This is a genomic window from Elstera sp. (assembly GCF_044372965.1).
Classification (GTDB): domain Bacteria; phylum Pseudomonadota; class Alphaproteobacteria; order Elsterales; family Elsteraceae; genus Elstera.
In genome coordinates, this window is the sequence record NZ_JBILQX010000102.1 from 1 (window position 1) to 11,995 (window position 11,995).

General features: G+C 61.7%; 13 protein-coding genes. 7 read left to right on the forward strand and 6 right to left on the reverse strand.

Annotated elements, in window-relative coordinates:
• The 6 genes from ACIQ36_RS12985 to ACIQ36_RS13010 form a co-directional block, all read left to right on the forward strand.
• A partial coding sequence (locus ACIQ36_RS12985) for an ATP-binding cassette domain-containing protein (protein ID WP_395829911.1) occupies positions 1 to 427 on the forward strand: 427 nt, incomplete at its 5' end.
• 126 nt (positions 428 to 553) lie between these two features.
• Entirely contained in the window at positions 554 to 2,638 is a 2,085-nt protein-coding gene (locus tag ACIQ36_RS12990; RefSeq protein ID WP_395829914.1) for a methyl-accepting chemotaxis protein, read from the forward strand.
• Positions 2,639 to 2,725: 87 nt separating this feature from the next.
• A complete protein-coding gene (locus ACIQ36_RS12995) occupies positions 2,726 to 3,571 on the forward strand; it encodes an outer membrane protein assembly factor BamD (RefSeq protein WP_395829917.1) in 846 nt (281 codons plus the stop codon).
• Positions 3,572 to 3,578: 7 nt separating this feature from the next.
• Complete coding sequence (recN, locus tag ACIQ36_RS13000) at positions 3,579 to 5,243, forward strand: DNA repair protein RecN (RefSeq protein ID WP_395829919.1); 1,665 nt, start codon at positions 3,579 to 3,581, stop codon at positions 5,241 to 5,243.
• A 198-nt stretch (positions 5,244 to 5,441) separates the two neighbouring features.
• On the forward strand, positions 5,442 to 7,532 hold the full coding sequence (ligA, locus tag ACIQ36_RS13005; RefSeq protein WP_395829922.1) for an NAD-dependent DNA ligase LigA: 2,091 nt from the start codon (positions 5,442 to 5,444) through the stop codon (positions 7,530 to 7,532).
• 34 nt (positions 7,533 to 7,566) lie between these two features.
• Positions 7,567 to 7,908 (forward strand): hypothetical protein, encoded by a 342-nt coding sequence (locus tag ACIQ36_RS13010; RefSeq protein WP_395829924.1) that lies wholly within the window; start codon positions 7,567 to 7,569, stop codon positions 7,906 to 7,908.
• Position 7,909: 1 nt separating this feature from the next.
• On the opposite strand, the gene ACIQ36_RS13015 is transcribed toward ACIQ36_RS13010, so the two are convergent.
• Complete coding sequence (locus ACIQ36_RS13015; protein WP_395829926.1) at positions 7,910 to 8,353, reverse strand: hypothetical protein; 444 nt, start codon at positions 8,351 to 8,353, stop codon at positions 7,910 to 7,912.
• A gap of 162 nt (positions 8,354 to 8,515) precedes the next feature.
• Between ACIQ36_RS13015 and ACIQ36_RS13020 the strand changes: the two genes are divergently transcribed.
• Positions 8,516 to 8,992, forward strand: a complete 477-nt coding sequence (locus tag ACIQ36_RS13020; RefSeq protein WP_395829928.1) for a DUF1003 domain-containing protein — start codon at positions 8,516 to 8,518, stop codon at positions 8,990 to 8,992.
• Here ACIQ36_RS13020 and ACIQ36_RS13025 read toward each other — a convergent pair.
• The 5 genes from ACIQ36_RS13025 to ACIQ36_RS13045 all read right to left on the reverse strand — a co-directional run.
• Positions 8,989 to 9,777 carry an SDR family NAD(P)-dependent oxidoreductase gene (locus ACIQ36_RS13025; RefSeq protein WP_395829930.1) on the reverse strand — a complete coding sequence of 263 codons (789 nt, stop codon included), beginning with the start codon at positions 9,775 to 9,777 and terminating at the stop codon, positions 8,989 to 8,991. The genes ACIQ36_RS13020 and ACIQ36_RS13025 overlap by 4 nt on opposite strands.
• Positions 9,774 to 10,178 (reverse strand): dihydroneopterin aldolase, encoded by a 405-nt coding sequence (locus tag ACIQ36_RS13030; RefSeq protein ID WP_395829932.1) that lies wholly within the window; start codon positions 10,176 to 10,178, stop codon positions 9,774 to 9,776. The genes ACIQ36_RS13025 and ACIQ36_RS13030 overlap by 4 nt, the downstream gene beginning before the upstream one ends.
• 31 nt (positions 10,179 to 10,209) lie before the next feature.
• Positions 10,210 to 10,896 carry an alpha/beta hydrolase gene (locus tag ACIQ36_RS13035; protein WP_395829934.1) on the reverse strand — a complete coding sequence of 229 codons (687 nt, stop codon included), beginning with the start codon at positions 10,894 to 10,896 and terminating at the stop codon, positions 10,210 to 10,212.
• A gap of 63 nt (positions 10,897 to 10,959) precedes the next feature.
• The gene (locus ACIQ36_RS13040; protein ID WP_395829936.1) at positions 10,960 to 11,493 is read right to left on the reverse strand and encodes a hypothetical protein; all 534 of its coding nucleotides are present in this window, start codon (positions 11,491 to 11,493) and stop codon (positions 10,960 to 10,962) included.
• Between the two features lie 52 nt (positions 11,494 to 11,545).
• The coding region (locus tag ACIQ36_RS13045) for a hypothetical protein (protein WP_395829938.1) at positions 11,546 to 11,995 on the reverse strand (450 nt) is incomplete at its 5' end.

Here is an 11,995-nt window from a genome sequence, read left to right on the forward strand (position 1 = left end):
CGATCCCGTGGAGCACCGCGCCCGCACGGCCTATCTCGGCCATCTCGACGCGATCAAACCGCGCGCCACCGTGCAGGATCACCTAACACTGGCGACGGTTCTGGCGGGGACCGACGCTGCGAGCGTGCCGGAGGTTGCCGCGCGCGTTGGTCTCGGCCACCTGCTGGCGCGGCCAGGGCGGCTCCTCTCCGCCGGCCAGCGCCGCCGCGTCGCGCTGGGGCGCTTGCTGTTGGCCGAGGCGCGCCTCTGGCTGCTGGACGAGCCGACGAACGCGCTAGATGCCGACGGGCAGGCGCTGCTCGTCGATCTGCTCAAGCAGCATTTAGCGGGGGGCGGGCTGATCGTTGCCTCCACCCATCAGCCGCTCGCGCTCCCCGCACAGGCCTTGGCGCTGGCTGGTGCCGTTTCGTCACAAGCCGCCGAATAGCAGTGGAATAAGGGCCGTCACAAAAACGACATATTGGCATTTCCGGGCGACTATCGGATAAGAAAGACTCGCAAAATCCTTCAGATTGCAAGGGTGGGCGATTGTATTGATTAAGAGGTGTATCGAATGGCATTTTGGCGTCACGCGAGCTTGAAGGCGAAAATCATCTTCAGTACCGCCCTGATGGTGGCGGTGTCGGCGGGCGCGATTGCCATGACCCTGATTATCCTCGCTCGCCCTGCGGCAGAAAACCTGGCGATTCAGCGCGTTCAGGAGATTGCCCAGGGGCAGGAAAGCCGGATTCAGGAAGAGATCGGTTCGGCCCTGCGCGATGCCCAGGCGATTGCCCGGACGGTCCAGACCGAACTATCCTTCGCGGCCCCCCGCCGCGCGCCGGTGAACCGCCAGTTGCAGCAGTTGATGCAGGCCAATCCGGCCTATGCTGGGGCGTGGGTGGAAATGGCCGATAATGGCTTTGAGGGTAAGGATTCCGACTTTAAACAAAAAATAGACGGCGAAACCCTCGGCCTGCCCACCAATGGCCGCATGAGCCTGCTGTGGTTGACCGGGCCAAATGGTCAGCCAAAAGCCGATGAATCCGAAGGCCAGAGCTTTGCGGAAGTGCAGGGCAAGGAATATTATCTTGCGGCGAGCAAAGCCAAGCGCCCCGCCGTTAGCGAGCCCTATCTGGATGATTTCACCAAGCAGTTGATGACCAGCGCCGTGGCTCCGGTTCTGGCGGGCGGCGGGATGCGGGGCGTTGCGGGCGTCGATGTGTCGCTCGAAAACATCTCAAATTTTCTTAACGCCCAGCGCCCCTATGCGAAGGGGTATGTGGCGTTGATGTCGGAAAAAGGCATCTATATCGCCCATCCCGATGCGGCGCGCCGGTCGCAACCAAGCGACGATCTTCCGCCTGCCGCCCGAAGCGCGATTGCCGCCGGAAAAGCCTTCGACGGGCGGGCCGAGCTTGCGGGGGATGATTATTACCTGCGCCTTCAGCCGGTCCGGTTCGGCACAGCGGAAGGCGTGTGGACCCTTGCCGTCGCGGTGCCGATGGCGAGCATCATGGCCGAAGCCAATGCCCTGACGGCCCTGTGCATTCTGGTCGGCGGGGTCTGCTCGATCCTGGGCGGGCTCATCGCGTGGCGCGTCGGTAAGGGCATCGCCCAACCGGTTGTCGAGATGACGGCGGCGATGGCGCATCTTGCGGCAGGTAATCTCGATTTGATCCTTCCGGCGAAAGGCCAGGTGGACGAATTGGGGGCGATGGCGCGGGCGGTGGAAGTCTTCCGCCACTCGATGATTGCAGCGCGCGACCTGACCGAAGCGCAGCGGCGCGATTGGGCGGCGAAAGAAGCCCGCGCGGCCCATCTCGACGCACTTCAGGCCGGATTCCAGCGCAAGGCGGGCGATCTTGTGACGATTCTCACCGAATCGTCGGGCCAATTGAAGGCAACCGCCCACGAACTCACGACGATTGCCGATCTCACCAACCGGCAGGCGGTGGCCGTTTCCGCCAATGCCGAACAATCGACCGGTAATGTGCAAATGGTGGCGGTGGCGACCGAGGAACTCTCGGCCTCGGTCAATGAAATCCGCCGTCAGGTAGAGCATTCCGCCGACATCGCCGCGAAAGCCGTGGGCGATACCAAGCAAACCGATAGCACCGTCGAAGCCCTCTCCCAAAGCGCGGGCCGCATTGGCGAGGTCATCAATCTGATTTCTGAAATCGCCTCGCAAACCAATCTGCTGGCGCTGAACGCCACCATCGAGGCTGCGCGGGCCGGGGAGGCGGGCAAGGGCTTCGCCGTGGTCGCATCGGAGGTGAAGAATCTGGCCGGGCAAACCACGCGCGCCTCGGAAGAAATCGTCGCGCAAATCGGCAGCATTCAAGCGGCCACGGGCAATGTGGTGCAGTCGATCCGCGGGATCGGTGAAACCATCACCGAACTCCACACGATTGCCCGCGATATCGCGATCGCTGTCGAAGGCCAGGAAGCGGCGACGCGCGAGATTGCCGGAAACGTGCAGCAGGCCGCCGCCGGAACGCGCGACGTTGCTGCCAGCACGACCCGCATCCGCGAAGCTTCGGGCGAAACCGGGGCGGCGGCAGAACAAGTGCTGAGTACGGCGGGGGCGGTTGCGACGCAATCCTCTGAACTCGCCTCGGAAATTCGCGGCTTTATCGCGGCGGTCCAGGCGGCTTAAGAGGTGTGCGCACGGATACCCCTTGGCCTTCCCCGCGCGCTCGGTGTAGGGTCAGGCCCGATTGACGTTATTCGGACGATAGCCTCCATGCGCCGCCTGTTTTTGCCTGTTCTGCTGGTTCTGCCGCTGGCTCTTGCCGGTTGCTCGTCGCTGGGATCGAAGGATGAAGATCCGAACGTCTATGTCGATGCGCCGGTAGAAAAGCTCTACAATGACGCGATGGACGCGATGCTGGCGGAGAAATACGAAGCCGCTGGGCGTCAATTCGATGAAGTCGAGCGCCAGCATCCCTATTCGGTCTGGGCCACGAAGGCTCAGTTGATGTCGGGCTATACCATGTATCTGCGCGACCGGTTCGACGATGCGATTATTGCGATGGAGCGGTATATTCAGCTTCATCCCAGCAGCCGCGATACGCCCTACGCCTATTACATCAAAGCCATCAGCTATTATGCGCAGATTGCCGATGTCACGCGCGACCAAAGCCTGACCGAAAAGGCGATGGACGCGCTGAATGAAGTCGTGCGCCGGTATCCTGATACGTCCTACGCCCGCGACGCCCGCGTGAAGATCGACCTTACGCGCGATCATATGGCGGGCAAGGAAATGGAAATCGGGCGCTTCTACCTGCGCACCGAACAATATACGGCGGCGATCAACCGCTTCCGCCGCGTCGTCGATCAGTATCAGACCACGACCCATGTGCCCGAAGCCTTGTTGCGCTTGACCGAAATCTATCTGGCCTTGGGGCTGAAAGAGGAAGCTCAGGCGGCGGCTGCGGTGCTGGGGCATAATTACCCAGGCTCGGAATGGTACGCCGAATCCTACGGGCTGATGACCGGCGGCAAACGCCCCCTATCGAACACGGGCGGGCGCGGCTGGTTCGGGCGGCAGGTCGATACCGTGACCAATTCCGTCACCAATATTTTTTAACGCCCCGATGCTCACCCGCCTTGGCATCCGCGATGTGGTGCTGATCGACCGGCTCGATCTGGAGGTTGCGCCGGGTCTGTCAGTCCTCACGGGGGAAACCGGCGCGGGGAAATCGATTCTGCTCGATGCGCTCGGTCTTGCCTTGGGCGCGCGGGCCGACAGTAGCCTAATCCGCCACGGCGCAGGCCCTGCGATTGTAACGGCAGAGTTCGAGCTTCCCGATGGGCACCCGGCCTGGGCGTTGCTGCGCGAACAGGGGATCGATGCCGAAGACGGGCAAATTCTCCTGCGCCGCACTCTCGGCATCGATGGGCGCGGGCGGGCGAGCGTCAACGATCAATCGGTCAGCGTCGGGTTTTTGCGCAATCTCGGCGCGGCGTTGGTGGAAATCCAAGGCCAGTTCGACCAGCACGCGCTGATGGATCCGGCCAATCACCGGGCCATTCTGGACCAGTTCGGCGGGCTGCTCGATAGCGTCGGCGGTGTGCGCGCCGCCTATCGGCTGTGGCAGGCCGCGCGGGATTCGCGCCAGTCGGCGGAATCGGCGCTAGAGCGGGCGCGGACCCAGGAAGAGTATCTGCGGCATGTGGTGGCGGAGCTTCAACAGCTTGCCCCGGAGCCGGGCGAGGAAAGCGAGTTGGCCAACCGGCGCGCGCGCCTGCAAAACCGCGCGAAACTGCTCTCCACCTTGCAATCGGCGCTGAATGATCTTGCGGGGGAAAATGGCGCGGAAATGCGCCTGCTCGCGGCCTCCCGCACGCTCTCGCGCGCCCCTGGGCAAGACCCGGCCATCGATACGATCATCACGGCGCTGGAGCGCGCCAGCAACGAGCTTGCCGAAGCCACCGACGGGCTTGAATCCCTCATGCGCGCCGACGGTTGGTCCGAAGGCGAGTTGGAGCGCATCGAAGACCGGCTGTTTTCCCTGCGGGCGGCGGCGCGCAAGCATCAGGTGACGGCGGAAGCCCTCCCCGGCCTTGCGGAAAAGCTGAGCGCCGATCTAGCCGCGCTCGATGCGGGCGAGGGACGTCTTAAAGCGCTTCAGGAAGAGGAACGCCTCACCCGCGCCGCCTATCTGGAGGCCGCAACCGCGCTCACGGCTTACCGCCAGGAAGCGGCGGGGCGGCTCGCGGCGCACGTCACGGCGGAACTGGTGCCGCTTAAGCTCGACAAAGCTCGCATTACGGTGGAGGTCGCGCCGCAGCCCGAAGGGGCCTGGGGGCCGGAGGGGCGCGATAAGGTCGGCTTCCTGATTGCCACCAACCCCGGCGCAACCCCCGGCCCGCTGGCGAAGGTGGCTTCGGGCGGGGAACTCTCGCGCTTTCTGCTCGCCCTCAAAGTGGTTCTCGCCGGAACTTCGCCCGTGCCAACCCTCGTGTTCGATGAGGTCGATAGCGGCATTGGCGGTGCGGTTGCGGCAGCCGTCGGTGAGCGGCTGAAACGCCTCGGCGATCATCTGCAAGTCCTCGTCATCACCCATAGCCCGCAAGTGGCGGCCTTGGGCGCGCACCATTGGCGCGTGCAAAAGCGCCAAGCCAGCCCCGATGCGCGCGTGACGACCAGCATCGACCTGCTGCCGCTAGACGCCCGCCGCGAGGAAATCGCCCGGATGCTCTCCGGGGCCGATATCACCAACGAAGCCCGCGCGGCGGCGGATCGGTTGCTGGGGTGAGAGGGGTAGCAGAGGCGCTGCCTCTGCACTCCGGTTAAGGGGCGGCTGCCCCTTAACAATCCCATTTTACTAATATAGATCAGATCATTAGCGTCAAACACCTTGCCCTTCTCCAAGAGAAATGGGATTCCCAAGGGGCAAGCCCCTTGGGCCGGGGTTTGGGGGCAGCGCCCCCATCAGCACAGGATGAGAACAACCATGACCACCCAGATAGCCATCGACGCGCTGACCGAAACCGAGGCGAAAGCGGAACTCGCGCGGCTGGCGTCGGAGATTGCGCGGCATGATCGGCTGTACCATGGCCAGGACGCGCCCGAGGTGGATGATGCGACCTACGACGGGTTACGCCAGCGCAATCAGGCGATTGAGGCGCGGTTCCCGGCCCTAAAACGCCCCGATTCGCCGAGTCTGAAGGTAGGGGCGGCGGCAAGCTCCGGCTTTGCCAAAGTGCGCCACGCCCGCCCGATGCTGTCGCTCGATAATGCCTTTGCCGATAGCGACGTTAAGGATTTCTTCGACAGTATCCGCCGGTTTTTGGAACGGGATTTTGCCGCCGATCCGGTCCTGACTCTGGCCGTGGTGGCCGAGCCGAAGATCGATGGACTGTCGCTCTCTCTGCGCTATGAAAACCGCGTGCTGCTGCAGGCGGCAACGCGCGGTGACGGCAGCGAGGGCGAGGATGTGACCGCCAACGTGCGCACGATTGCCGAAATTCCGGCTAAATTGCCCGAGGCGGCTCCGGCGGGCACGCTCGAAATTCGCGGCGAAGTCTATATGCGCCGGGCGGATTTTCAGCGCCTGAACGAAACCCAGGCGGCCGCCGGGGAAAAGATTTTCGCCAATCCGCGCAATGCGGCGGCGGGTGGATTGCGGCAGTTGGACCCGCGCATTACCGCCACCCGCCCGCTGGCGTTTTTCGCCTATGCCTCGGGTGACAGCGATGCACCGCTGGCCGAAAGCCATTGGCAGTTTTTGGAAAACCTCAAGGCCTGGGGCTTCCCGGTCAATGACCGTTCCCGCCGCTGCGAGGGGGTGGAAGCGGTGCTGGACTTCTACCGCGAGATCGGCAATCACCGTGCCGACCTGCCTTATGACATCGATGGCGTGGTCTATAAGGTCGACCGCTACGATTGGCAGGCCCGGTTGGGCTTCGTCTCGCGCGCGCCGCGCTGGGCCATCGCCCATAAATTCCCCGCCGAGCAGGCCCGCACGCGGCTCAACGCCATTTCCATCCAGGTTGGGCGAACGGGGGTGCTAACGCCCGTGGCCGAACTGGAGCCGATCACGGTGGGCGGCGTCGTGGTCGCGCGGGCAACGCTGCATAATGAAGATGAGGTTGCCCGCAAAGACGTGCGCGTCGGCGATCTCGTGCTGGTCCAACGCGCGGGGGACGTGATTCCGCAGGTGCTGGGGCCAGTGCTCAGCGAGCGCCCCGAGGGGACTGAACCCTACACGCTGCCCCATATCTGCCCCGTCTGCGGCTCGGTCGCCCTGCGGCGGGAAGGGGAGGTGGCGCGGCGCTGCACGGGCGGGCTGGTCTGTTCGGCACAAGCGGTGGAGCGGCTTCGGCACTTCGTCTCCCGCGACGGGTTCGATATCGAAGGCCTGGGCGAAAAACATATCCAGGCGTTTTTCGACGATGGCCTTGTCCGCACCCCCGCCGATCTGTTCCGCCTGGAAGAAAAACATACCGACTTGCGCGACCGGGAGGGCTGGGGCGCGCAATCCTTACGCAACCTCTACACGGCGATTACGGCGCGGCGGCAGATCGCCTTCGAGCGCTTCCTTTTTGCCCTCGGCATTCCGCAGATCGGTCAAGCGACGGCCAAACTGCTCGCTTACCATTATGGCACGTTCGAGGCCTTGCGCGCGGCGATGCTGGCGGCGCGCGATCCCGAGGCGAGCGCGCTTCAGGAGTTGCTCGCCATCAACGGCATCGGCGCCAGCATGGCTGCCGATTTGGTGGCCTTCTTCGCCGAAGACCATAATGAGGCAGTGCTGGACGATCTGCTGAGCTTCGTTGCCATCGCCCCCGCTGAAAAGCCGAGCGTGACCGAGGAAAGCCCGGTGGCGGGCAAAACCGTCGTCTTTACCGGCGAGCTAACCCGCATCACCCGGCGCGAGGCGAAAGCCCAGGCCGAACGCTTGGGCGCAAAAGTGGCGGGGTCCGTCTCTGCCAAAACCGATTACGTCATCGTCGGCGCGGATGCGGGCTCCAAAGCCAAAAAAGCCGCCGAACTCAACATCCCGATGTTGACGGAAGACGAATGGTTAACGCTTATTGGGTAGGGTAAGGGCGTAAGTCACCGAAGGGAGAGACCGAATGGCGCTACAAGGCGGGCAAGTGATCCTGACAGACCTCGATCCGGGGATCTATCTTGTCACCCCAGAAGGTGCCTTCGAGTTGATCCACCCCTATGACGAGGGCGATTACCACCTATCCGATATTTTCGATTATTTCGAACTCGGTGAAGTGCTGGAAGAGGATGGTGCGCCGGGTATCGAGTTGGATGCCCGCGAACTCAAACAATTGGGCCGAATGGCCAAAGAATATGCCACCGATCACCCGCCGGAGTTTATCGCCATGTGCCGGAATATGGTGAAAGGTGCCGTCGATTTCGCCCCCGAGGAGGAGGTAGTATGTTTTTACGAGAATTTCGCCTGAATTAATTTTGGGGAGGGCTTGAGTAGCATTTTGTACTGGGATCGTGTAGTCCACCTGGAATATTTTTAATGAAATAGACCTCGGCATTCTCTTTCAATAGGACAATTGCCGTTCCGGCACCATTCATGGCGTGATCGTGCGTCTGTTGGCTCACAGTTTTGCCGAGCTTTGGTAAATCAGAATATTGGTTTATGAAGCAAACTTCATCAATAATTTTCGATTTAAACAGCATATCTACCGTATTTTCGTAATATAAACTGCCTACACGTTTATAATCTTTGGCGATATTATAACTAATTATGTTGTCTATATTGCTTTGGTTTTGAAATGACCATTCATAGAATGATTTGTTTTTTGAGTAAAAATTAAACCAATATCCCGCAAGAACGATGATGAGGAGTGTAGCTGAAAATATAGATACGATCTCAATTGTTTTCTTTTTCATTCGACGTTAGCTCGCTTCGCTGCGCATGATCGTAGAAAATTGCGCTCTACGCATCGTAGCATGGCTTGGTAAAATTGAAATCTATACGCGACCAGGGTTAGGCGGTAGGTGATCCGGGGTTTCCTTCAGTGCACCACCTCCGTAAAATCGAAAGTGGAGACCATGTCCGATCAATTTAGTGCTGACGATCAGCGCCGTTTGACCGAGTTGCGCCGTCAGCGTCCCTCGACCGAAACCAAAGCACCGCCGCAAAAACTGGGGGATCGGGTCTCCGACCATGTGGCGGCGACGGTTGGTTCCTGGCGGTTCATCATCATTCAGTCGGTGATCCTCAGCATTTGGATTGCCCTGAACGCCACAGCGTTTATTTTTCACTGGGACCCATATCCATTCATTCTGCTGAACCTCATTCTATCGTTCCAGGCCGCCTATACCGCGCCGATCATTATGATGAGCCAGAACCGGCAGGCGGAAGTTGACCGCCGCAATGCCGCCTATGATTATGCCGTGAACGTAAAGGCGGAACTCGAAATCGAGCTTCTGCACGCCAAGATCGACGCGCTCCGGGAGCAGGAAATTCAGCGGCTGACTAAGATTATCGAAAAACTATCCGACCAATTGGCGGAAAAGAGCGACTAGCGCCGCTCCTCCGGTAAACCCTCCAGCCGGCCACCAAGATCGAAAAACACATCGCGCGCCCGGCCCATCAGGCTTTCACCGCCGTCCACGGTGATGGTTTGACCGGTGAAGCTGGGGGTATCGAGAATGAAGCGGCAGGCGCGGGCAAGGTCGGCTACGCTGCTACCGCAGCCCAAGGGCGTCGCCTGATGGGCGGTGGCGAAGCTGGTTTCGGTCTGGCGGCCGGAAATGAGCGTGAGGCCGGGGGCGACCGCGCCGACGCGGATGCGCGGGGCAAGCTGCATGGCGAGCATCCGCATCAGCCCCTTCAGCCCGACTTTCCCTAAGGTATAGCTGAGGAAATCCGGGTTCAGATTATCGACCTTCTGGTCGAGAATTCCAATAATCACACCGCTCTCAATATCCCGCTGCCGGGCGAAATCGCGCGACAGGAAGGCGGGGGCGGCGAGATTGACGCGCTGATGGGCTTCGAACAAATCCCAATCGAGTGAGTTCAAATGGTCGAACTCGAAGAGCGACGCATTGTGAATAAGCCCATCGACCGGCCCCGCCACGGCGCGGGCGCGCGGCAGCAGGGCTTCAATGCCGTGGCGCGTTGCAAGATCGGCCTGAATGGCCCAGGCCGTGCCGCCCTGGGTTTCGATCTGGCGGACGACGTCGGCGGCTTCGGTTTCGGACTGATTGTAGTGAACGATAATCCGGTGCCCGGCAGTCGCCAAATCCAGCGCCAGCCCCGCGCCGACGCGTTTTGCCGCCCCGGTAATGAGGATCGTCCGCGCGCTCATCGGGCGGCGGGCCTGCGGCGGTAGAGTTCGACGCCGACCGCGTTGATCTCGTTGAAAATCCCGGTTTTCAGCACCGAAACCCGGCAGGCTTCGACGCGCGGCAGGGCAAAACAATGCCCGACCAGCTCTTCGGCCAGGGTTTCGAGCAATTCTGTGTGCGGGCGGTTCGGCCAGTCCTTCACCGCCGCGCGTAAGGGATCATAATCCATAAACTCGGCTTGCGTTTCCGGGCGCGGCGCATGGGCGAAAAGTTCGATCGTCACCAGCAGCGGGTTCGGCTTATCGCCAAAGCGCTCCCACGGGTGCAGCCCCACGCGGGCCTCGGTGCGAATCCCATCGAGCAGGATGCGCACGTAATCATTTTCGGCGTCCCAGAGGCCGGAGGTAGAAATTCTGGTCATAGCAAGAGCCTAAGCCGGGCGCGGCAGAAGTCTAGCCCGCACTCGACAGGCAGTGCTGAAGAAAGCGCGTTCCCGCCTCCAGCCCGGCATCGTCGATGGAATGACCCATGCGCGGGCAGGTGAGGCTGTCCACGGCAACGCCCGCCGCGCGCAAAGCGCTTTCGGCGCGGGCAAGGCTGGCATAGGGCACCACCGGGTCGGCATCGCCATGTACCAGCAGCACGGGGGGCTTTGCCGTCATTTCCGCCGCAAGACTCGGCGGGTCGATCAACATGCCGGAGAAACCGAGCACGCCCGCGAGCGGCTCTGGGCGGCGCAGGGCGACGTGCAGCGCCATCATCGTGCCTTGCGAGAAGCCGACCAGGGCCAACCTGTTTGAAGGCAGGTTGAAGCGTTCCGAAATATCATCGATCAACGCGTTCAGAACCGGTGCGACCTCATCGGCCCCGGCGCGGCGCAAGCCATCGGCCAGCGGTGCGCCCGCCATAATTTCGCGCAAGGAGAACCATTGATAGCCCATCGCCGACATTTCGCAGACGAAAGGCGCATCCGGCCCGATGAAAGCCGCATTCGGCAGCGCATCAGCCCAATAGGGCGCGAGCCCCAGAAGATCGGCCCCGTTGGAGCCGTAGCCGTGCAGCAGCAGAACAACCTGCTCGGGCGCGCCGCCAGCCTTCGGGCCGATCATCTGGATATTGGTAAACTGCCCGTCGGTCATTATCGCTGCCCTTTCATCGCTTGTGCCGGGGACGATAGCGAGGCGGGGCCGCGCCGCCAAGGGTTAAGACGCAGTGGCGCGCAGGGGCTTCAGCCCGTCGAGAATGCCGCCGCCCAGGCGCTCCATGGAACTGCGTAAGGCGATTTTCGAATCGAGGCCGTTTGCCAGCAGATGCAGCCCTTCCCCGGCTTGGGTCGAAAAAAGCTCTTTTCCGGCGGCATTGGAGACAATGGCTTTTACGAAGGTGCCGCCGCCGGTAATCGGCTCCCACCGCCGGATTTGAAGTTCAAGGCGCATCTTCAGCGGCGCTTCCGCGTTCGCTGCGACGATTTCCAGTTTCTCGGCAGCGAGTTTTCCGGTCAGTGCCGATAGGGCGATTGCCTTGTAGTTTTCGATTTCAGCCGGGTCGGCCTTATCGGTGGCATCGCTGAAGGTTTCGATGATCTCGATTTTGGTTTCCGTCGCAAATCGGCTGGCTCCAGGTGGAACATCGGCGGCGGTTACGCCCTCGGGACGCGACACGGGGGCACAGGCGGCTATAGCGAGAAGGGCAGCCCCTAAAACGGAAATCTTGGCGAAGGAGGTGACGGCAGTCATGGAAAATCCTCAGAAGGGGAGAACTCAACAGGGGATGATTTTAGGCGTTACCTCACCCTGCCTTGCGGGCCTGCACCTGGGCGATAATCGCATCGCCAATCTGTTCGCTGCTTTTGCGCAGGGCGGTGGTGGCATTGCGGACGGTTTTCAGCATGTACTGCCCGTCTGAGCCGTTGGCGGTTAGCAGTTCCTGCCCGGTGGTATCGCTTAGGGTCGCTTGCGCCGAGGCGCTGAGCCCTCCGATAATTGGATCGCTCCGCCGCACTTTGAGGGCCAAGCGCATCTGCACGGGCGCGGCGGCGGGGGCTTGCACCAACTCCAGCTTTTCGACGGCCAGTTTTTGCACCAGGGCCGCCATGGCCGCGTTGACATAGCCGTCGAGTTCCTGCCGGTCGGTCTGCTGGGTCACGTCCCGCAGCGTGTCGATGATTTCAATGGAAATCTCGACGGCAATCCGAGACGCCCCAGGGGGGAAAGCCGCTGTCGAGGCAACCGGGCGGGG

Excerpts from the sequence above, each read along its gene's own strand:
- ACIQ36_RS12990 (WP_395829914.1), top strand. The coding sequence starts at position 554 with ATGGCATTTTGGCGTCACGCGAGCTTGAAGGCGAAAATCATCTTCAGT.
- ACIQ36_RS12995 (WP_395829917.1), top strand. The coding sequence starts at position 2,726 with ATGCGCCGCCTGTTTTTGCCTGTTCTGCTGGTTCTGCCGCTGGCTCTT.
- recN (WP_395829919.1), top strand. The coding sequence starts at position 3,579 with ATGCTCACCCGCCTTGGCATCCGCGATGTGGTGCTGATCGACCGGCTC.
- ligA (WP_395829922.1), top strand. The coding sequence starts at position 5,442 with ATGACCACCCAGATAGCCATCGACGCGCTGACCGAAACCGAGGCGAAA.
- ACIQ36_RS13010 (WP_395829924.1), top strand. The coding sequence starts at position 7,567 with ATGGCGCTACAAGGCGGGCAAGTGATCCTGACAGACCTCGATCCGGGG.
- ACIQ36_RS13015 (WP_395829926.1), bottom strand. The coding sequence starts at position 8,353 with ATGAAAAAGAAAACAATTGAGATCGTATCTATATTTTCAGCTACACTC.
- ACIQ36_RS13020 (WP_395829928.1), top strand. The coding sequence starts at position 8,516 with ATGTCCGATCAATTTAGTGCTGACGATCAGCGCCGTTTGACCGAGTTG.
- ACIQ36_RS13025 (WP_395829930.1), bottom strand. The coding sequence starts at position 9,777 with ATGAGCGCGCGGACGATCCTCATTACCGGGGCGGCAAAACGCGTCGGC.
- ACIQ36_RS13030 (WP_395829932.1), bottom strand. The coding sequence starts at position 10,178 with ATGACCAGAATTTCTACCTCCGGCCTCTGGGACGCCGAAAATGATTAC.
- ACIQ36_RS13035 (WP_395829934.1), bottom strand. The coding sequence starts at position 10,896 with ATGACCGACGGGCAGTTTACCAATATCCAGATGATCGGCCCGAAGGCT.
- ACIQ36_RS13040 (WP_395829936.1), bottom strand. The coding sequence starts at position 11,493 with ATGACTGCCGTCACCTCCTTCGCCAAGATTTCCGTTTTAGGGGCTGCC.